Genomic DNA, 19563 nt, shown 5'->3' on the forward strand with positions numbered 1-19563 from the left:
ATACTGGGAACCACTTTCGATGTGATTTCTCCGGGAACACCCTGCTCCTACCCTCGACTATTTGTCCGCCGGTGCGAAAGGAGCGCACATGCTAGACCTTCGGAGCGACACGGTAACGAAACCGAGCGAAGCGATGCGGGACGCGGCCACGGACGCCGACGTGGGCGACGACGTGTACGGCGAGGACCCCACCGTGAACGAACTGGAGTCCGTCGCCGCGGAACTGATGGGGATGGAGGCGGCCCTCTACGTTCCGACCGGGACGATGGGCAACCAGATTGCGGCGCGCGTCCACACCGAGCGCGGACAGGAGGTGCTGGTCGAGCGCGAGAGCCACATCTACAAGTGGGAACTCGGCGGGTTGGCCCAGCACTCGGCGCTTCAGGTACGAACGCTGGACGGCGGCGACCGCGGGATTCCGACGCCCGAACAGGTCCGTGACGGCTACGTCGAGGAGGACGCTCACCGACCCGGAACCGGGCTGTTGACGCTCGAAAACACGCACAACAGCAAGGGCGGCGTCGCTATCGCTCCCGAGAAGATAGACGCCGCGGCGGAAGCGGCCCACGACCTCGGCCTTCCGGTCCACCTCGACGGCGCGCGCGTGTGCAACGCGGCGGTCGCGCTCGACGTCTCGCCGTCCCGTATCACCGAGAACGTCGATTCCGTGATGTTCTGTCTCTCGAAGGGGTTGGGTGCGCCGGTGGGGTCGGTTCTCGCCGGTGACGAGGAGTTCGTCGCTCGCGCACGACGCGTGCGGAAGTTGCTCGGCGGCGGCATGCGACAGGTAGGCGTGCTGGCCGGGCCGGGCCTGCTCGCGCTGGACAACGTGTCCCGACTCGAAGCGGACCACGAGAACGCCCGCGTTCTCGCGGAACTCCTCGCCGACGTGGACGGCCTCTCCGTCCAGTCGCCCGAGACGAACATCGTCCTCGTGAACACCGAAGACGCCGGACTCAACGCCGGGGAACTCCTCGACGCGTGCGAAGAACGCGGCGTTCTCGGGTCGGAATTCGGAACGCACGTCGTTCGGTTCTGCACCCATTGGGATGTGGACCGCGGGGATGTCGAAACCGCCGCGGAGCGGGTTCGGGACGCGCTCTAACTCGACGGAAGAGATTCACCGTCCGACGTGGACGCCAGTGTACGCGAACGTTCGATTCTCTTTTGCTCGGAATCCTGTTGTCCCTGCTGGGCGGAATCGAGCACCTCGGAAACGTCGTGCTTCCTCGTCCTTCCGTACGAATAGGCGAAAGCGACGATGTGCAGTACTGTTTTCCGACCATCGTGTAGCGGCTATCTATCGAGCAACCAAGACGACGCCAATAACCGCGAACGCGATACCGGCGAATTTGGTCATCGTAACCTCGTCTCCGAGGACGACCATACCGATGATGGCTGCGACGACGAAGTACATGGCACCGAGAGTTGAGACGACAGTGGTTGATCCTTGAGCTAACCCGAAGTACATCGAAATAAGGCCGATTCCGGTGAACAATCCGGCCATGCCAGCAAGCAACCCTCCCCTCGCAGTAATGGCGATGGATGCGTCCGAAACGAGGATGAATCCGAGTGCGAGGAGTCCCGCTGTGAGATACGAGATTGCGGCTGCAGTCCTGGGGTCGATGGATTCCGACGCGGCGTTACCCAAGACGATCCAGATACCCCACGTCACCATCGTAATCAAGCCGAACAAAACGGCCGAATCCGCTTCGATGAATTCCATTGGTGAGCCTCTCGTGTCTCCCCCCTAAGTAATCTCGTCCTCGTAATCACAGATTATTAAGTACCCACCGCCACTGTGACATCCTCCCCGCCGTGAACGGCGGGGCTTGAGAACCGAGAAACAGCACGGCGGGTCAGCACGACAGCGCGTTCGACGAACCAGAGGCGTCGTGACTTCGACAGGGTATCCATCTTATCTCGCGCTCCTCACCCGTCATGCTTCTCAGCAATGGTTTCGACGAAGCCAAAATAGCGTACTACCTCGGTATCGACTAGCGCTGCCCCTTCTGCACTCCTTCCTGAAACCCCGTCAGCGTTCGGCGGATGAACAGGTAGACGAAGAAGACGAAGCCGAGCATGATGACGAGAAGCGCGACGAACAGGGGGTCGTTGAGGAAGTTTCCGAAGATTCCGAGTGGTTCCATACCCAGTCTATCAGTCCACGAACCAAATTCGTTTCGCCGCTCTAGTGACAAAGTTGATTGACGAGCGGTTTCATACGGTCACTTATGGCTGATCTCTTGCCCTCCAGTTCCGACGTGGAACCCCCTTCGGGCGGCACTCCTCGGGTGCTCGGGGTGGACAGCGACGACGCCGACGATCTACTCGGGGCGCTCTCGTCCGAAACCGCACGTGGTCTTCTCTCCGAACTTCACGACCAACCGGCGACCGCTTCCGAACTGAGCGACCGCGCCGACACTTCGCTTCAGAACGCCCAATACCACCTGAAAAAGCTGGAAGATGCGGACCTTATCTCCCCCGTCGATACCATCTACTCCGAAAAGGGCCGGGAAATGAAAGTGTACGCGCCGACGGACGGTCCACTCATCCTCTTCGCGGGTAAAGAAGAGCAGACGACCGGACTGAAAGACGCACTTTCCCGCGTCCTCGGCGTTGCCGTCCTGCTCGGTCTCGTCAGCGCCGCGATTCAGTACGCCGTCTCCGAAGGGCTGTTACAAATCGGCAAGAGGGCCGCGGAAACGGCACCCAGCGGCGGCGGGCAGATGGGGACGTTTTCGACCGAATCGACGGCGGACGCCGCCGGAAATGTACTGGCGACGATTCCGCCGGGAGCGTTGTTTTTTGCGGGCGGTGTGCTCGTTCTCGCCCTCGGTGCAGCGGTATATTTCGTGCGAAATCGATAACTAAAACGCTCTTTTGAGCTTACCAAGGGTACATTATGTCCCTCCGCATAGGATGAAATGGAGCCGCCTTGCTTCGGCCCTCCACTGGTACGCCATCAACTTTCCAGCCCTCCAACGGGAAACTCCCCCATGATTTTCCCGTCCTGCCTGTAAATCCTCCCAGCGAAGCCCTTCTCCCTCGGTTCGAGTTCGATGTGTGTCGGATGATTTCCCCGCGGCTGTGCGTAGCTTCCCGGATTCAACAGCAACACCTCGCCAGCGCGCTCGGCGAGGTGTCGGTGCGTGTGGCCGAACACGACCACATCCGCCTCTCGTTCCCGGCCGAACAGGGACAGTGCCGTGCTGCCGCCTCGTTTCCGGTGCGTGAGTGCGAACCGAATCTCGTTCTCCTCGAACGTTCGCGCCTCCGGAAGCCGGTCGGCGACCGCTTCGGTCGCGTTGTTGCCGCGAACCGCCACCAACCGCGAGCTTTCCGCTTCGAACGCGTCGAGCGCCGCCGTGGTCGCAAAGTCCCCCGCGTGGATGACGAGCTCGGCGTTCCGCACGGCGTCGAGCGTTCGTCCCGAAAGCTCGTGACTGGTCGTACTGTGGGTGTCCGAAACGATGGTTATCATGCTCCGACGTTGGCGGTCCCCCGCTTTCCGTCTTGCGTCGGGTCGCGCTCGTTCTCACGGGTCCGTTCCGCGGTGTCGCCGGACTGCCGTTCGGCCCTCCGTCGTAAGGACTTTGACACCTCCTCGCCGCTAGTGGCATAATGGCGAATAGCAAGTCCGTCGTGATTGCCGCCCTCGTCGCAAACGCGGCGATTGCAGTGATGAAGTTCGTCGGTTTCGTCCTCACCCAGAGTCCGGCCATGCTCTCCGAGACGTTTCACTCCATCTCCGACACCGGAAATCAGGTGTTCCTCCTCATCGGTATCTGGTTCGGCGGGCGGAAACCGACGCGCGCTCATCCGTTCGGCTACGGCAAGGCACAGTTCTTCTACAGCTTTCTAGTCAGCGTCCTCCTCTTCGGCATCGCCGGGTGGGAGAGCGCGAAACACGGGTACGAAGCCCTGCTCCATCACGAGACGGTCAACGGTGAGGCGGTCCATTTCCTCGGACAAACGTTCCCACCCGTCTACGTGAACTACGCGGTTCTCATCGGTGCTATCGTCTTCGAGAGCTACGCCTTCAGCAAGGCATACCGCGCGACGAAACTCGAAATCGACCGCCGAAACTGGAGCGGATTCCGAGAGGCGTTCCACAAGACGAGCGACGTTTCGACGTTGACGGCGCTCACCGAGGACACGGTTTCCGTCAGCGGTGCCGGGTTCGCGCTGTTCGGCATCTGGTTGTCGCAAATCACCGGGAACCCGATTTACGACGCCGCCGCGGCGCTCCTCATCGGGCTTCTCCTGATGGGCTTCGCCGTCGCGCTCGCGTGGGAGAACAAGCGCCTCCTGCTCGGCGAAAGTCTGCCCAAGGAGGAAGAGGACCTCCTCCGGTCCAAGCTCGACGGCTGGGAGGGCGTCACCGAGATAATCGACTTCCGAACGGTCTACTTCGGTCCCAACCGAATCATCGTCACCGCCGACGTGGCGTTCGACCCGACGCTCGACACCGGCGAAATCGACGAACACATCACCGACATCGAAAACGAACTGTTCGAGACTAACGACAGCGTGAAGAAGGTGTACATCGAGCCGGAGGTGCAGGAGACGGCATCGGAATCGGTCGTTTAACCGCAGCACTCGAAACCGGTCCGCATGGGGTACAAAACACGCGTTTCTCTCACGTAGGCAAGGGTTTTTGAACCAAGCCGCGAATATCCCGTATCGTGTCCACGACGAACGAGTACATGCGGTTCTTTCCGTACGATTCTCCGTACGAGAATCAACGGGAGGCGATGGACCGCATCTACAACGGATTGACGCGCGGGCAGGACGTGCTCTTCGAAGGCGCGTGCGGGACGGGCAAGACGCTCTCGTCGCTCGTCCCCGCGCTGGAGTTCGCGCGCGAGGAGGACAAGACGGTCGTCATCACGACCAACGTCCACCAGCAGATGCGCCAGTTCGTCACGGAGGCGCGCGAGATAACGCGAAAGGAACCGCTCCGCGCCGTCGTCTTCCGAGGGAAGGGGTCGATGTGCCACATCGACGTGGATTACCAGGAGTGTCAGGTGCTCCGGGACAACACCTACGAGGTAGTCGATAAAGAACGCGACAAACGGGAACTCGAACAGCGCCAGAGCGAACTGCTCTCCGATATGCAGGAGGGCGATTCGAACGCCGCCGAGGCGCGCAGCGCGGTGATGGACGAACTCGAACAGATTCAGGACGAGGTGGAGAATCTGAAGGAGAAGAACGTCTGTGAGCACTACTACAACAACCTCACGGAGAACACCGAGGAGTTCTATCAGTGGCTCTACGACGGCGTTCGGACGCCCGACGACATCTACGAGTACGCCGAGCAACAGCAGATGTGCGGCTACGAACTGTTGAAGGACGGGATGGAGGGTGTGGATTTGGTCGTCTGCAACTATCACCACCTCCTCGACCCGATGATACGCGAGCAGTTCTTCCGGTGGTTGGGCCGCGACCCCGAGGACGTCATCACCATCTTCGACGAGGCGCACAACATCGAGGGAACGGCCCGCGACCACGCTTCGCGCACGCTGACCGAGAACACCATCGACAGCGCGCTGGACGAACTTCAGGAGAGCGACGACTTCCGGAGCGAGGCGGGGTTCAACGTCCTCGCCGCGTTCCAGCGCGCGCTGAAAGCAACCTACGAGGATTCGTTCGGCTTCGGCGAGCGCGAAGCGGTCGGCGAGAACTGGCAGGACGTGGCCGTCGCGAACGAGAACAAACGCGACGACCTGACGCTGAACTTCCTGCAGGAGTACTCCGGGAAGGGCATCGACGCGGAGTTGGACGACGCGCTCTCGCTCGCCAAGGAACTCGACCAGAAGTACGAGGACGCCTATAAGGAAGGCGACGCGACGACGCGAAAGGAGTGCCAGACGTTGCAGGCCGCGGCGTTCGTCAAGTCCTACATGGACGAGGGTGCGGAACTCGGACAGTATCCGGTCGCCGCGGTGCGGCGCGACGAGGGAACGGATCAAGTGTACGGACGGGCGGAACTGTACACCTGCATCCCGCGAGAGGTGACGCAAGCCCTGTTCGACGAGGTGTACGCGACGGTGCTGATGAGCGCGACGCTTCGCCCGTTCGACGTGCTGTCGGACGTGTTGGGTCTCTCCGAACCCGTCACGCTGGCGTACGGACTCCAGTTCCCCGAAGAGAACCGTAGAACCTTCGCGGCCGAAACCCCGGCGCTGTTCGCCAGCGAACGAAGCGACCCGGAGACGCAGGAAATCATCGCCGACGCGTTGGCCGACGCGGTCCGGTTCACCGCCGGAAACACGCTCGTCTTCTTCCCGAGCTACGCCGAGGCGGAACGCTACCGCGACCTCGTGGGAAGTCGAGTCGATTCGAACGTGTACTTCGACGAGGCCGGAACCCCCGTCGAGGAACTCCGCCAGCAGTTCACGTCGGACGGGAACGGCGTGCTCTTCACCTCGCTGTGGGGGACGTTGGCAGAGGGCGTCAGTTTCGACGGCGACGACGCCCGAACCGTCGTCGTGGTCGGCGTCCCGTACCCGCATCTCGACGACCGAATGGACGCGGTGCAGGACGCCTACGACACGGTGTTCTCGGACCGCTCCGGGCGGAACTCGGGGTGGGACTACGCCGTGGAGATTCCGACGATTCGGAAGACCCGGCAGGCGCTCGGCCGGGTGATTCGCTCGCCGGAGGACTTCGGCGTTCGCATCCTCCTCGACAAACGCTACACTGAAAAGAGCGTTAGAGAGATGGGAAAGTACAGCGTCCGGGAGACGTTCCCGCCCGAGGAACGCGGGGAGACCATCGACATCGCGCCGGAAAAGCTCAAGTTCGCCATGCTGAACTTCTTCACGGACAAGGACGCGTGGAACGGCGACCCGCCGAAACCGCGGTAAAAACGGAAGCGAGAGCGAATCAGACGGGAAGCGCGATTCTGGCGGCGGTTTCCTCGTACTTTGCATCCCAGAGGTGGAGTTCCGTGACGCTCCACGAAATCGAATCGATATTGCGCTCGGCGAGTTGCCGCGCCGTCTCCACGTCCCCGCCGCGCGCCAGCGTGACGTGCGGAACGTAGTCCTCGCCTTCCAACCCTTCGATGGTCCCGAACTCCTCGGTCAGTTCGTCGTGGAGGCGCTGCAGGCCGGGGCTTTCGACGCCGAGGTAGACGACGGGACCCGCGCCGCGGGTCGGCGTTTCGAAGTAGTCGACGCTCGAAACTTTCGCCTCGAACGCGGGCGTTCCGACGAGCGCGGTTCGGACCCGCATCTCCAGTCGGTCGTAGTCCCCATCGTTTCCGAAGCGCTTGACGACGAGCGTCCGTCGGTCACGAACCTTGTCGAACCCGTAGAGGGAGGGGCGTAGCTCCTCCGCGAGTCGAGCGATGTCGCCGGGAACCGGGACGTTGAGGCTGAACACTGTTCGCTTCGAGCAGTGGGAGGAATATCAGGGTGGCGTTTGTCTGTCGAGACCGGCTGAACTCATGCGGTGCTGTTGCTGTCGTTCCGTATCGCGGAACCCAAAATCGAAACCCGCCACCTCTCCGTTCGGAGGCCGATACCCGACGCCCATTTGGTGTGGTTTATCGCCGGGTTGATCGACGACGGACGGTTGATCGTCGCGTTTCCAGTGATACGGTAGGAATGTCCTTCTGTGTCTTCGAGGGAGGTGACGGTGATGTGGGCAGCGTCACCCTTTTCGAGCGATTTGGGGAGCTGAACCGTTCCCGAACCGAAGATGGTATCGTTCGAAACGGACACCCTCACATTCGTTCCTGCCGGAATACGTTTCCCGCCGTGGTGTTCCACGGTGACCTCGCTCTCGTTCCGTTGAACGGTCAATCGCGGACGGTCGTCCATCCACTTCGGGGGCGTGGGCGGGTTCGACACCAACTCGTGCTGATAGTCGAACTCGACGGTCGCGGAGCGTGTTCCCGTCGTTTGAACCGTTCCGGATAGGTCGTGGATGATGCCGCGTTCGTCGACGAGTGCGGTCGCGGAGAGCGTCTCGACGCCCTCCAGCGTCGAGGACCCCGAGGCCTCGTATCGGTACAACTTCGTTCCGTTGCGAACCGTCGTTCCGTTCGCGAGGAAGTCCGCGCTGGAGAGGATGGTTTTCATTCGTGGAGCAACGGATCCGATGCGTTGTCGGATGAAATTGGAGTCCCACCCGGAATTAACTCGGCAGGTGTCGTCCGCGAGTCGACACCATGCTACGCTATCGTTCCACGTGTATCCTCGATACGGGTTCCCCATTTTGTTCACTACCACTCCCTCACCCGTCTCCCGTATTCCCGCGCGGCCACCTCCTACGTGCGCGGTGAGGGTCGAGTTCATCCAGTTTCTCGACCCGACGTCCTGTCTCGGGCGGATACGAACGGTCATTCGATAGGGCTCCGATTCGAGCGCCGATTCGTGTGCGGACACCAACCGCTCGGCGTCGACTATCCACTCTCCGTTCGCGCCGGGCGGCGGTGACAGCGAACCGGTCGAAGTCGCGGTCGGTGTTTCTTCACCGGAACCGGAGTCGGTCCACGGGAGAAACCCCGAACAGCCGGAGGTCAGGACGAGGAGGGCCAACAGGAGGGCGGGTAGCCGTCGCATTCCACGACGTTACCGTCGGAACACAATAAAATCTGTCTACGGAGGGAACCGCTGGCAATCGTTGCCGTGCCGAAAGGCTTTAAGGGGTGAGCGACGGAAAGACTCGGTAATGTCGCGGACTCGCGCCACCGGGGTTTGCCCTCCGATGAGCGACGAGTCCGCCCGCGACTCCTTCTGCGTGCGACGACGACCGGGGCTTTTCTAGTCCCAATAATACCTATTCCACTCCGTTCCGATGTTCGTTCAAGACGCACTCACCTGTGATTAACTCGTCTTTAGTCTGTTCTCCGATTTAATTTCTCAAATGTTTGGGAAGAATTTAAGTAGGTGTAGCCCCTGGCGACTCGTACAATGAAAACGGTTGCACTCGCCTTCTCGGGCGGACTCGACACGACAGTATGCGTCCCACTCCTCGAAGAGGAGTACGGCTACGACGACGTTATCGGCGTCACTGTCGACGTGGGTCAACCCGAAGAGGAGTTTGCAGAAGCGGAGGAAACCGCGGAGGCATTGGATTTGGACCACTACGTCGTGGACGCCAAGGACGCGTTCGCGGAGCAGTGTCTCGACGCGGTGAAGGCGAACGCCACGTATCAGAGCTATCCCCTCGGCACCGCGCTCGCCCGCCCCGTCATCGCCGAAGCGATTCTCGACGTGGCGAAGGAAAACGACTGTGACGCCGTGGCCCACGGCTGTACCGGCAAAGGGAACGACCAGTTGCGCTTCGAGGCCGTCTGGCGCGCCTCCGACTTGGAGGTCATCGCCCCCGTGCGCGAGATGGGACTGACACGCGAATGGGAGATGGGCTACGCCGACGAGCACGACCTGCCCGTCGAGGGCGGCAACGAGGGCGTCTGGAGTATCGACACGAATCTCTGGAGCCGCTCCGTCGAAGGCGGCAATCTCGAAGACCCCGGCTACGTCCCGCCGGAGGACATCTACGAGTGGACCCTCGCACCCGGCGCGGAAACCGAACTCGTCGAAATCGAGTTCGAGGCTGGAAAACCGGTCGCCGTTGACGGCGAAGCGATGGACGCGGTGTCGCTCATCGAGTACCTCAACGAACTCGCCGGAAAACACGGCGTCGGTCGCACCGACCTGATGGAAGACCGCATGCTCGGCCTGAAGGTCCGCGAAAACTACGAACACCCCGCCGCGACTACGCTCCTCAACGCCCACGAGGCGCTCGAAGGATTGGTGCTGACGAAGGAGGAGCGCTCGTTCAAGACCGGCATCGACCAACAGTGGGCCGAGAAGGCCTACGAAGGCCTCCTCTCCGCGCCGCTCGTGGACGCCCTCGACGGCTTCATCGACACCACGCAGGAGAAGGTGACCGGCACGGTCACCATCAAATTCCAGGGTGGACAGGCTCGCGCGGTCGCCCGCGAGAGCGAACACGCCGTCTACTCCGAGGACGCCGCCTCGTTCAACACCGAAACGGTCGGCAAAATCGAGCAGGCCGACGCGACAGGGGTCGCGAAATACCACGGCTATCAATCACGCCTCGCGAACGATGAGTGACGGCGGACACGCGGCGAGCGAGGACGACCTCGGGGACGGAGACGTCGTTCGCGGCGACCGCTTCAGCGGCGGTCCCGCCCGCGGGTTCCTCTCGTCGCTCGCGGCCGACGAGCGCATCTTCGCGGCGGACCTCGAAATCGACCGCGCGCACGTCGTGATGCTGGCCGAACAGGGCATCATCGACGACGAGGTGGCGGGCGAAATCCTCACCGGGCTGAACGTGGTCGAAGTCGAGGGCCACGAGACGCTCCCCGAGGGCGAGGACGTTCACGCCGCCATCGAAACAGCCGTCGTCGGACGGGTCGGCCACGACGGCGGGAAGATGCACACCGCACGCAGTCGGAACGATGAGGTTACGACCTGCATCCGCTATCGACTCCGCGAGGACGTTCTCTCGCTCCTCGAAACCACGACGGCGCTCCGCTCGGCCCTGCTCGACGCCGCGGAATCGAACGCCGGGACGGTGATGCCGGGCTACACCCACCTTCAGCCCGCGCAACCGACGACCGTCGGGCACTTCCTCGCGTCCTACGAACAGGCGGTTTCGCGCGATACGGCGCGCCTGCTCGACGCTTACGGGAGAATCAACCAGTGTCCGCTCGGCGCGGCGGCGTTCGCCGGAACGCCCTTCGACGTGAACCGCGAGCGCGTGGCGGAACTGCTCGGCTTCGACGGCGTTCTGGAGAACTCGATGGACGCGGTTTCGACCCGCGACTTTTTGGTCGAGACGGTCGCCGCCGCGGCGAACCTCGCCACGACGGTCTCCGGTGTCTCCGAGGACCTCGTGATTTACTCGAACCGCGGCTTCGTGGAACTCTCGGACGACTACGCGTCCACGTCGTCCATCATGCCGCAGAAGAAGAATCCCGATACGCTGGAACTGGCTCGCGCGGTCGCGGGCGACGCTCACTCCGGACTGTCGGGGCTTCTCACCACGCTGAAAGGACTTCCCCGCGCGTACAACCGCGACCTGCAACGCGCGACGCCGCACGCGTGGGACGCCATCGACGCCGTGACCGACGCGACCGAAGTCGCGGCGGGCGCGGTGGCGACCGCGACGTGGAACGAAGACGCGCTCGCGGACGCGGCCGGAGAGGGCTTTTCGACCGCGACGGGCGTCGCCGACCTGCTGGCGATGTGCGGCGTTCCGTTCCGCACGGCCCACGAAGTCGTTGCGACGGCGGGCGACGCGGACTACGACGCTCTCGACGCGGCGGCCGAGGAGATCCTCGGCGCGCCGCTCTCGGAGTTCGTCGCCCCCGAGGAAGTCGAATCGGCACTCGACCCGGCGACGAGCGTCGCCATGCGCGATTCGGTCGGGGGTCCGGCGAGCGAATCGCTGTCCGACTCGCTGGCCGACGCGGAAGCGACGCTCGTGGACGACGAAACGACGACGACCGAACTCGCCGAGTCGCTCGAAGCGGCCGGTGAAACGCTCCAGACGGAGGTTAACGATTATGCGTAAACTACCGCGACCCCCGCGTGGGGCACTACTTGATTACTAACATCGAAACCGCGGTGTTCGCCTTCTCACGCCGTTAGACGACGGTCTGGCCCTTTTCTCCATAATTAATAACGATGGATTTAAGTCCGATAGGGCGATACGGGAGAGTACAATGGCAGAATGCGTTGAGTGCGGAGCCGACGTGGCTTTGCACGACGATTTGGAAGCGGGCGAAATCATCGACTGTGGAACCTGCGGTGTCGAACTGGAAGTCATCGACGTGAACCCGCCAGTCCTCGACCGAGCGCCGGAGCTCGAAGAGGACTGGGGGGAGTAAATTGCACAGCACAGACGTTCAGAGCTTGTTGGCTCACGCTCGCACCCACAAGGGGGTGCTCGCATGAATATCGGCATCCTCTACTCCAGGATTCGCCGCGACGAAAAGCTCCTCCTCGCGGAGCTCCGCGAGCGCGGACACGAGGTAACGAAGATCGACGTGCGCAAGCAGACGTTCGATCTGACCGAGCCACCTGAGGCATTCGAGGGGCTCGATCTCGTCGTGGACCGCTGTCTGGCGACCAGCCGGAGTCTCTACGCCACGAAGTTCTGCGAGGCGTACGGAATTCCCGTCGTCAACAGCCACGAAACCGCGGAGGTGTGTTCGGACAAGGCGAAAAACAGCCTCGCGCTCGCTGGCGCTGGCGTCCCCACGCCCGAGACAAAGGTCGCCTTCACGACCGAGAGCGCGCTGGAAGCAATCGAGAAGTTCGGCTACCCGTGCGTCCTCAAACCCGTCGTCGGGTCGTGGGGCCGCCTCATGGCGAAAATCGACTCGCGCACCGCGGCGGAAGCCATCCTCGAACACAAGGCGACGTTGGGACACTACGAGCACAAGGTGTTCTACGTCCAGGAGTTCGTGGACAAACCGGAGCGCGACATCCGCGTCGTCGCGCTGGACGGGAACCCGGTCGCCGCGATGGTTCGTCACTCCGACCACTGGCTAACGAACGCCGCGAAAGGCGCGGAGACGGACGAGTTCAAACTCGACGACGACGCGAAATCGCTCGTGAAGAAAGCCAGCGATGCGGTCGGCGGCGGTCTCCTCGGCGTCGACTTGATGGAGACCGAATCGGGTTACACGGTCCACGAAGTGAACCACACAGTCGAGTTCAAGGCGCTGAACGAGGCGGTCGGCGCGGACGTTCCCGCCGCCGTCGTGGACTGGCTTGAAACCAAGGTCCCCGCGGAGGTGGTCGCCTGATGGCCGCCGCGACCGACGCGGAGCAAGCGGACGCGAGCGGGAAGACCCTCTCGGCCACCGTCATCGGGGCCAGCGGCTTCACCGGCGGGGAACTGCTCCGCCTGCTCGTGGGCCACCCGAACTTCGAGGTGGCCCAAGCGACGAGCAGGGAGTACGCGAACCGCACTCTCGGCTCCGTCCATCCGAACCTGCGCGAACTCGACCTCCGCTTCTCGGAGCCTTCGGACCTCGAATCGGTTGACGTGCTGTTCGCCGCGACGCCACACGGCGTCTCGATGGAGCACATCGACTCGTTCCGCGAGGCCGCCGACACCGTGGTCGATTTGAGCGCGGACTTCCGCCTCGACACGGAAGCCGAGTACGACGAGTGGTACGACGGCCACAGCTGTCCGGAGTATCTGGACGAGGCCGTCTACGCCCTGCCGGAACTCACGCGGGAGGAGTTGCCCGGCGCGGACCTCATCGCTGCGGGCGGCTGTAACGCCACCGCGACGCTTCTCGGTCTCTCGCCGCTGTTCGACGCCGGAATCCTTTCCGGCGGCGAGCAGGTCGTCGTGGACGTGAAGGTTGGGTCCTCCGAGGGTGGTGCCTCGCCGAGCAAGGCGAGCAGCCACGTCGAGCGCTCGGGCATCGTTCGTCCCTATGCGCCGACGGGCCACCGCCACGAGGCCGAAATCGAGGGTATCCTGGGGACGAGCGTCTCGTTCACGGCTCACGCCGTGGACATGGTTCGCGGAGCGGCCGCGACGTGCCACGTGTTCCCCACGAGCGGCGCGAGTGGGGACTCGGAAGGCTCGTCTTCCGGTGTTCCGGACTCGCCCGTCTCGAAGGGAGACCTCTGGCAGGCCTACCGGGGTGCCTACGAGGACGAACCCTTCGTCCGCCTCGTCGCGGGCGGCGGTGGCGTCTATCGCTACCCCGAACCCAAGACGGTCGCCGGAACGAACCACGCCGAGGTCGGGTTCGAACTCGACCCGAGCAACGAACGCATCGTCGTCTTCAGCGCCATCGACAACCTGATGAAAGGGTCGGCGGGGCAGGCAGTCCACGCCGCCAACCTCGCGCTGGGACTGGAGGAGACGGCCGGACTGGAGTTCGGCGGACTGCATCCCGTTGGAAGCCCATGAATCACCACCACACACGTGACGAGTTGCTTGCAGCACACGACCAACTGATAGACAACGACAACGACGACGGGCTTCGAGCGGACGGCGGGGTCGTCGAGGACGACACCTCCCCCGTGGTCGTCAAAATCGGCGGCGCGCGGGCGGTGAATCCCGACGGCGCGCTCTCGGACGTGGCGCATCTCACCGCAAACGGACAGGACGTCGTGGTCGTCCACGGCGGTTCGACGGCGGTGGACGACACGCTCCACGAACTCGGCGAGGAACCCGAGTACGTCGAGTCCCCCAGCGGCGTCGTGGGACGGTTCACCGACGAGAAGGCGATGGAGGTCTTCGAGATGGTGATGCCGGGCAAACTCAACACCGAGTTGACGGCGAACCTGCAGAACGAAGGCGTCCGCGCCATCGGACTGTCCGGCGTGGACGGCGCGCTTCTGACCGGGCCGCGCAAGTCGGCCGTTAGGGTGGTCGAGAACGGCAAGAAGAAGATACGCCGCGGCGACCACTCCGGAAAAATCGAGGACGTGAACGCCGACCTCCTCGAAACGCTCCTCGACGGCGGATACACGCCGGTCGTGACGGTTCCCATGCTGGCCGACGACGGAACGCCCGTCAACGCGGACGCGGATCGCGCGGCGGCGGCCATCGCCGCCGCGCTCGGCGGGGAACTCGTCGTACTGACGGACGTTCCCGGCCTCCTCGAAGACCCGGACGACGAGACGACGCTCATCGAACAAGTGGGCACTCCCGAGGAGATGGAAACCGCGAAATCGGCCGCCGAGGGGTTCATGACGAAGAAAGTCATGGCCGCGACGGAGGCGCTCGAAGGCGGTGCGGAATCGGTCGTCGTCGCGGACGCGAACAACCACGACCCGATCACGGCGGCCCGGAAGGGGCACGGAACGCGCTTTACGCCCGCCTCGCTGGAGGTGTCGTCATGAGCGGCTTCGTCTACAACGAGAAGCCCATCCGCATCGCGAGCGGCGAGGGACCGTACCTCTACGCGGAGGACGGAACCGAATACCTCGACTTCGGCGCGAGTTACGCGGTCACACCGGTCGGCCACTGCCACCCGGACGTGGTTTCCGCCGTCCAAGAACAGGCCGCGGAACTGCTGTTCGTCCACGCGTCGTATCCCACCGACGCCCGCGACGACCTCTACGCGAAACTGGCCGCCGTCGCACCCGAAGGCCTCGAAAACGTCTGGCTCAACAACTCGGGGACGGAGGCGAACGAGGCGGCGCTGAAGTTCGCCCGGAGCGCGACCGGGAAGTCGAAACTCGTCGCCGCGAAGCGCGGCTTCCACGGTCGAACCATGGGTTCGCTGTCGGTGACGTGGAAGAAGAAGTTCCGCGCGCCGTTCGAACCTCTCGTGGACGACGTGGAGTTCGTCACCTACGGCGACGAGGAGGAACTGGCCGACGCCATCGACGACGACACGGCGGCCGTCATCCTCGAACCCGTACAGGGCGAGGGCGGCGTCAATCCCGCTACGAAGACGTTCCTTCAGGACGCCCGTGAGTTGACCGCGGACGCCGGAACGGCCCTGATATTCGACGAGGTGCAGACAGGCCTCGGCCGGACGGGTGCCTTCTGGGCGTGCGAACACGCCGGCGTCACCCCCGACGTTCTCACGACGGCGAAGGGGTTGGCGAGCGGCCTGCCCATCGGCGCGACGCTCTGTGCCGACTGGATAGCCGAGTCCGCGGGGTCGCACGGTTCGACCTTCAGCGGCAGTCCGGTCGTCAGCGCGGCGGCGGAGGCGACGCTCTCGGTGCTCGTGGAGGAGAACTTGCCGGAGCACGCCGCCGAGATGGGCGAGTACCTCCGGTCCGAACTCGAAGCCGCCGACCTGCCCGTCCGCGAGGTTCGCGGCCACGGACTGCTCGTGGGAATCGAGGTCAAACGCGGAGCGAACCGCGTGTTGAAGGAGCTGGCGCTGTCACACGGCGTTCTCGCGCTTCCGGCGGGACGGAGCGTCGTCCGCCTCCTCCCGCCGCTGACGGTGGACACGGAACACGTCGATACCGTCGTCTCCGCGCTGGCCGACGTGCTGGGAGGGAACGAATGATGGGAACGATGATGGACTCCATTTCTGTATCACAAGCCGACGCGCACGATTTGCTGGTCGAACTGGTCGAAACGCCCTCGGTTTCGGGCGAGGAAGCGGACTGTGCCGAACGACTCGCCGCCTTCCTCGAAGCGAACGGGCGCGACGTCTGGATGGACGACGTTGGCAACGTCCGCGCCCCCGGAAACGGGGTGCTTCTCACTTCGCACATCGATACCGTGCCCGGCGACGTCCCGGTCGAACTGGACGACGGAATCCTCCACGGTCGCGGAAGCGTGGACGCGAAGGGGCCGCTCGCCGCGATGGCGGTCGCGGCGGTCGAAACCGGCGCGAGCTTCGTCGGCGTCGTCGGCGAGGAGACGAACTCGCGCGGCGCGCGCCACCTCGTTTCCGACGTGAACGAACCCGAATTCGTCGTCAACGGGGAACCCAGCGGCTGGGACGCCCTGACGCTCGGCTACCGCGGCTACCTGACTGGTACCTACTCGGTCACGGTCGATTCCGTGCACACCTCCCGCCCGGAATCGAACGCGATTCAGTACGCGACGGAGTGGCTGACGCGCGTCGAATCGGCGTTCGACACGGCGGCGTCGGACGCCGACGAATCCTCGACGGCGACCTCGGTGACGGTGAAACCCGTCGAGTTCGACGGCGGTCTGACCTCGGACGGCTTCGCCACGGAGACGACGGTCGAAATCCAGTTCCGCATTCCGTCGGGCACGACGGCCGAAGAGATTCGGTCGGCCGCCGAAGCCGAACTCGATGTCGGAGCGCTGTCGTGGAACACCCCGATTCCGCCGACGCTCTCCAGCCCGCGGACGGAATTGGGTCGTGCGTTCCGCGTCGCCATCCGCGAGGAGGGCGGCGACCCTTCCCTGCTCCGGAAGACGGGAACGAGCGACGCGAACCTCTACGCCGAGGCGTGGGACTGTCCGGTCGTCACGTACGGACCGGGCGACTCCTCGCTCGACCACACGCCCGAAGAGCACATCGAACTGGTCGAGTTCGACAGGTCGATTTCGGTGTTGACTGACGTTTGTGAGAGCTTGGAGGTGGATGCATGACGCGCCACTTCCTCGACGTGGACGACCTGTCGCCGGAGGAGGTGGCGGAGGTGCTGGCGCTCGCGTCCGAATACAAGGAGAGCGGGTCGCCGCACGCGCTTTCCGGCCAGACGCTCGCCATGCTGTTCGAGAAGCCGAGCACGCGCACCCGCATCTCGTTCGAGACAGGGATGACGGACCTCGGCGGGCACGCCATCTTCCTCGGTCCGAACGACACGCAACTCAACAGGGGCGAACCACTCTCTGACACGGGGCGGGTGCTCTCGGGCTACGTGGACGCCGTGATGGCCCGCGTGTTCGAACACGACAGTCTGGTCGAGATGGCCGAACACGCCACGATTCCGATAATCAACGGGCTTTCCGACGTGGCCCATCCGTGTCAGGCGCTCGCCGACCTCCAGACGATTCGGGAGCACTTCGGCGGGTTCGAGGACCTCACGGTCGCGTGGGTCGGCGACGGCAACAACGTCGTCAACTCCTTCGCCATCGCGGCCTCGACGGTCGGTATCGACCTGGCCATCGCAACTCCCGAGGGGTACGAACCCTCGACCGACGCCATCTCGACGGCGGCCGCCCGCGGACCGAAGCCGACGGTGACGAACGACCCGGACGCGGCGGTCGCGGACGCGGACGTCGTTTACACCGACGTCTGGGTCAGCATGGGCGAGGAGGACGAACGCGAGTCGAAACTGGCCGCGTTCGACGGCTTCCAACTGAACGAGGAGTTGCTCCCCGATTCGATGCCGGTCATGCACTGTCTGCCCGCCCACCGCGGCGAGGAGATTACCGGTAACGTCCTCGAAAGCGACCGCTCGCTGTCGTGGGACCAAGCGGAGAACAGGCTTCACGCACAGAAAGCGCTCCTCGCGTTCCTCGCGGGAAAACGGTGAGTCAGCGCCGGTAGGCGATGGCGAACACCGCACCCAACAGGACGCCGTAGACGACGTGGCCGACGAGGCTCACGACGTCGAACGTCGGGACGGCGAGCGTCATGCCGACCGCGCCGAGCCAGAACGGCATGACGAAACTCGCGGCGACGACCCACAACACGATACCGTACGCCACGCCGATTCCGGCCGTCGGGCCGGGGCGGTCGGCGTACGCTCGAAGTCGCGTCATCGTCATCACGGCCCCGAAGACGAGACCGAACACGACGCTGTTGAACAGGTGGGCGACCCAGCCCATCGTCGTCCCGTCGAGTCCGTACAGCGCCGCGACGGTCGGCAGCGCCCCCATCGACTGCAGCAGCAGGCCGAACACGATGCCGCCGACCAGTCCCCCGAGTATCGAACTCGACCACGTTCTGTTGATAACCCCGCGCTCCCTGATTCGCTCGCCGATGGTTTCGCTCCGTTCTTGTGTCATACGTGACCATAGACCACGGTAGTAGATGTGGGTTTCCGCAGGAACCGAACAGGACGGTTTCTTGTCCGGTAGCCGTCCCACGAGCGAGTAGCCTTTTGCCGGTGTCACGCCAACCCTAGTGGGGGTGAGAACGGGGGATGACTCGACTCGGATTCACGGGGGACGTGATGCTCGGGCGGTTGATAAACGAACGACAGCGACAGCGGAGCGTCTCGGGGGTTTGGGGCAACGTTGAAGGGACCCTCCGCGCGCTCGACGGTCTGTTCATCAATCTCGAATGCTGTCTCTCCGCGGGTGGAACGCTGTGGACGGACACGTATCGGCCGTTTCACTTCCGGGCCGACCCGGACTGGGCGATTCCGGCGCTCGAATCGGTTGGCGTCGAGTGGACGAATCTGGCGAACAATCACGTGCTGGATTACGGCCCGGACGCGCTCGCGGACACGGTGGGTCACCTCGACGACGCCGGAATCCGTCACTCGGGTGCGGGGGCCGATTTGGAAGCGGCCTGTTCCCCCGCGTTCGTCACCGTGGACGGATTGGAGGTCGCGCTCGTCTCGTTCACCGACAACACGCCGGAGTTCGCGGCGAAGTCTGACAAAGCCGGGACGGCGTACGTGAACTTCGACGTCACCCACCCGCAGGCGGTGCGACGCGTCGGTCGGTCCCTCGCCCGCGCTCGAACGGAGGACCCGGACTTACTCGTGGCGTCGCTCCACTGGGGGCCGAACATGCGAACCGAACCCACCGTCGAGTTTCGGGAGTTCGCCCGCTGGTTGGCGGAGGAGGGCGTGGACATCGTGCACGGTCACAGCGCGCACGTCTTTCAGGGCGTCGAAGTCATCGACGATACGCTCGTGCTCTACGACACAGGGGATTTCGTGGACGATTACGCGACCGATTCGGAACGCCACAACGACCGGGGTTTTCTCTTCGAAGTGACCGTCTCGGACGGCGAACCCTCGGAGCTTCGACTCCGACCGACGGAAATTTACGACCTCGCCGTTCACGAGGCGGAACACTACGCGGGAACGTGGAGCGTCCAGCGGATGGACGCGCTTTCGTCGGCGTTCGGTACCGAGTTTCGGCGCGATAACGACGACCTCGTGCTTTCGTTGTAGCGTGCCGCGGTCGCGG

Annotated in this window: 20 protein-coding genes; 14 read left to right on the forward strand and 6 right to left on the reverse strand. The window is 63.8% G+C overall.

Annotation, left to right across the window (positions count from 1 at the left end):
• The first annotated feature begins 88 nt into the window (after positions 1-88).
• Complete coding sequence (locus tag V5735_RS12450; RefSeq protein ID WP_423743811.1) at positions 89-1105, forward strand: threonine aldolase family protein; 1017 nt, start codon at positions 89-91, stop codon at positions 1103-1105.
• Positions 1106-1300: 195 nt separating this feature from the next.
• Here V5735_RS12450 and V5735_RS12455 read toward each other — a convergent pair whose 3' ends face one another.
• Entirely contained in the window at positions 1301-1726 is a 426-nt protein-coding gene (locus tag V5735_RS12455) for an EamA family transporter (RefSeq protein ID WP_423743812.1), read from the reverse strand.
• A gap of 271 nt (positions 1727-1997) precedes the next feature.
• On the reverse strand, positions 1998-2150 hold the full coding sequence (locus V5735_RS12460) for a hypothetical protein (RefSeq protein ID WP_423743813.1): 153 nt from the start codon (positions 2148-2150) through the stop codon (positions 1998-2000).
• 84 nt (positions 2151-2234) lie between these two features.
• Between V5735_RS12460 and V5735_RS12465 the strand changes: the two genes are divergently transcribed.
• Positions 2235-2870 (forward strand): ArsR/SmtB family transcription factor, encoded by a 636-nt coding sequence (locus V5735_RS12465; protein ID WP_423743814.1) that lies wholly within the window; start codon positions 2235-2237, stop codon positions 2868-2870.
• Positions 2871-2965: 95 nt separating this feature from the next.
• On the opposite strand, the gene V5735_RS12470 is transcribed toward V5735_RS12465, so the two are convergent.
• Positions 2966-3484, reverse strand: a complete 519-nt coding sequence (locus V5735_RS12470) for a metallophosphoesterase (protein WP_423743815.1) — start codon at positions 3482-3484, stop codon at positions 2966-2968.
• Positions 3485-3624: 140 nt separating this feature from the next.
• Between V5735_RS12470 and V5735_RS12475 the strand changes: the two genes are divergently transcribed.
• On the forward strand, positions 3625-4593 hold the full coding sequence (locus tag V5735_RS12475; RefSeq protein WP_007976487.1) for a cation diffusion facilitator family transporter: 969 nt from the start codon (positions 3625-3627) through the stop codon (positions 4591-4593).
• 95 nt (positions 4594-4688) lie between these two features.
• Entirely contained in the window at positions 4689-6872 is a 2184-nt protein-coding gene (locus V5735_RS12480; RefSeq protein ID WP_423743816.1) for an ATP-dependent DNA helicase, read from the forward strand.
• 19 nt (positions 6873-6891) lie between these two features.
• Here the strand turns inward: V5735_RS12480 and V5735_RS12485 are convergent, their stop codons facing one another.
• Positions 6892-7392, reverse strand: a complete 501-nt coding sequence (locus tag V5735_RS12485; RefSeq protein WP_423743818.1) for a 2'-5' RNA ligase family protein — start codon at positions 7390-7392, stop codon at positions 6892-6894.
• Positions 7393-7454: 62 nt separating this feature from the next.
• Positions 7455-8576 (reverse strand): hypothetical protein, encoded by a 1122-nt coding sequence (locus V5735_RS12490; RefSeq protein ID WP_423743819.1) that lies wholly within the window; start codon positions 8574-8576, stop codon positions 7455-7457.
• Positions 8577-8927: 351 nt separating this feature from the next.
• Between V5735_RS12490 and V5735_RS12495 the strand changes: the two genes are divergently transcribed.
• The 9 genes from V5735_RS12495 (at position 8928) to argF (ending at position 17951) form a co-directional block, all read left to right on the forward strand.
• A complete protein-coding gene (locus V5735_RS12495; RefSeq protein ID WP_423743820.1) occupies positions 8928-10097 on the forward strand; it encodes an argininosuccinate synthase in 1170 nt (389 codons plus the stop codon).
• Positions 10090-11562 carry an argininosuccinate lyase gene (gene argH, locus V5735_RS12500; protein ID WP_423743821.1) on the forward strand — a complete coding sequence of 491 codons (1473 nt, stop codon included), beginning with the start codon at positions 10090-10092 and terminating at the stop codon, positions 11560-11562. Before V5735_RS12495 ends, argH begins: the two co-directional genes overlap by 8 nt.
• A 151-nt stretch (positions 11563-11713) precedes the next feature.
• A complete protein-coding gene (lysW, locus tag V5735_RS12505) occupies positions 11714-11878 on the forward strand; it encodes a lysine biosynthesis protein LysW (protein WP_007976494.1) in 165 nt (54 codons plus the stop codon).
• Positions 11879-11941: 63 nt separating this feature from the next.
• Positions 11942-12802: a lysine biosynthesis protein LysX gene (lysX, locus tag V5735_RS12510; RefSeq protein ID WP_423743822.1), complete on the forward strand. Its 861-nt coding sequence runs from the start codon at positions 11942-11944 to the stop codon at positions 12800-12802.
• The gene (argC, locus tag V5735_RS12515; protein ID WP_423743823.1) at positions 12802-13929 is read left to right on the forward strand and encodes an N-acetyl-gamma-glutamyl-phosphate reductase; all 1128 of its coding nucleotides are present in this window, start codon (positions 12802-12804) and stop codon (positions 13927-13929) included. The genes lysX and argC overlap by 1 nt, the downstream gene beginning before the upstream one ends.
• Positions 13926-14867: an acetylglutamate/acetylaminoadipate kinase gene (locus V5735_RS12520; protein ID WP_423743824.1), complete on the forward strand. Its 942-nt coding sequence runs from the start codon at positions 13926-13928 to the stop codon at positions 14865-14867. Before argC ends, V5735_RS12520 begins: the two co-directional genes overlap by 4 nt.
• Positions 14864-15997 carry an aspartate aminotransferase family protein gene (locus tag V5735_RS12525; protein ID WP_423743825.1) on the forward strand — a complete coding sequence of 378 codons (1134 nt, stop codon included), beginning with the start codon at positions 14864-14866 and terminating at the stop codon, positions 15995-15997. Before V5735_RS12520 ends, V5735_RS12525 begins: the two co-directional genes overlap by 4 nt.
• Positions 15994-17061, forward strand: a complete 1068-nt coding sequence (locus V5735_RS12530) for a [LysW]-lysine hydrolase (protein WP_423743826.1) — start codon at positions 15994-15996, stop codon at positions 17059-17061. Before V5735_RS12525 ends, V5735_RS12530 begins: the two co-directional genes overlap by 4 nt.
• A complete protein-coding gene (argF, locus tag V5735_RS12535; protein WP_423743827.1) occupies positions 17058-17951 on the forward strand; it encodes an ornithine carbamoyltransferase in 894 nt (297 codons plus the stop codon). Before V5735_RS12530 ends, argF begins: the two co-directional genes overlap by 4 nt.
• 1 nt (position 17952) lies before the next feature.
• Here argF and V5735_RS12540 read toward each other — a convergent pair whose 3' ends face one another.
• The gene (locus V5735_RS12540) at positions 17953-18426 is read right to left on the reverse strand and encodes a hypothetical protein (protein ID WP_423743828.1); all 474 of its coding nucleotides are present in this window, start codon (positions 18424-18426) and stop codon (positions 17953-17955) included.
• A gap of 167 nt (positions 18427-18593) precedes the next feature.
• Between V5735_RS12540 and V5735_RS12545 the strand changes: the two genes are divergently transcribed.
• The gene (locus tag V5735_RS12545; RefSeq protein ID WP_423746026.1) at positions 18594-19547 is read left to right on the forward strand and encodes a CapA family protein; all 954 of its coding nucleotides are present in this window, start codon (positions 18594-18596) and stop codon (positions 19545-19547) included.
• The last annotated feature ends 16 nt before the right edge of the window (positions 19548-19563 follow it).

It is taken from the genome of Haladaptatus sp. SPP-AMP-3, assembly GCF_049568665.1.
In the GTDB taxonomy this organism is placed as follows: Archaea; Halobacteriota; Halobacteria; order Halobacteriales; family Haladaptataceae; genus Haladaptatus; species Haladaptatus paucihalophilus.

Coding starts and splice junctions, on each gene's coding strand:
- V5735_RS12450 (WP_423743811.1), top strand. CDS start 89: ATGCTAGACCTTCGGAGCGACACGGTAACGAAACCGAGCGAAGCGATG.
- V5735_RS12455 (WP_423743812.1), bottom strand. CDS start 1,726: ATGGAATTCATCGAAGCGGATTCGGCCGTTTTGTTCGGCTTGATTACG.
- V5735_RS12460 (WP_423743813.1), bottom strand. CDS start 2,150: ATGGAACCACTCGGAATCTTCGGAAACTTCCTCAACGACCCCCTGTTC.
- V5735_RS12465 (WP_423743814.1), top strand. CDS start 2,235: ATGGCTGATCTCTTGCCCTCCAGTTCCGACGTGGAACCCCCTTCGGGC.
- V5735_RS12470 (WP_423743815.1), bottom strand. CDS start 3,484: ATGATAACCATCGTTTCGGACACCCACAGTACGACCAGTCACGAGCTT.
- V5735_RS12475 (WP_007976487.1), top strand. CDS start 3,625: ATGGCGAATAGCAAGTCCGTCGTGATTGCCGCCCTCGTCGCAAACGCG.
- V5735_RS12490 (WP_423743819.1), bottom strand. CDS start 8,576: ATGCGACGGCTACCCGCCCTCCTGTTGGCCCTCCTCGTCCTGACCTCC.
- V5735_RS12495 (WP_423743820.1), top strand. CDS start 8,928: ATGAAAACGGTTGCACTCGCCTTCTCGGGCGGACTCGACACGACAGTA.
- argH (WP_423743821.1), top strand. CDS start 10,090: ATGAGTGACGGCGGACACGCGGCGAGCGAGGACGACCTCGGGGACGGA.
- lysW (WP_007976494.1), top strand. CDS start 11,714: ATGGCAGAATGCGTTGAGTGCGGAGCCGACGTGGCTTTGCACGACGAT.
- lysX (WP_423743822.1), top strand. CDS start 11,942: ATGAATATCGGCATCCTCTACTCCAGGATTCGCCGCGACGAAAAGCTC.
- argC (WP_423743823.1), top strand. CDS start 12,802: ATGGCCGCCGCGACCGACGCGGAGCAAGCGGACGCGAGCGGGAAGACC.
- V5735_RS12520 (WP_423743824.1), top strand. CDS start 13,926: ATGAATCACCACCACACACGTGACGAGTTGCTTGCAGCACACGACCAA.
- V5735_RS12525 (WP_423743825.1), top strand. CDS start 14,864: ATGAGCGGCTTCGTCTACAACGAGAAGCCCATCCGCATCGCGAGCGGC.
- V5735_RS12530 (WP_423743826.1), top strand. CDS start 15,994: ATGATGGGAACGATGATGGACTCCATTTCTGTATCACAAGCCGACGCG.
- argF (WP_423743827.1), top strand. CDS start 17,058: ATGACGCGCCACTTCCTCGACGTGGACGACCTGTCGCCGGAGGAGGTG.
- V5735_RS12540 (WP_423743828.1), bottom strand. CDS start 18,426: ATGACACAAGAACGGAGCGAAACCATCGGCGAGCGAATCAGGGAGCGC.
- V5735_RS12545 (WP_423746026.1), top strand. CDS start 18,594: ATGCTCGGGCGGTTGATAAACGAACGACAGCGACAGCGGAGCGTCTCG.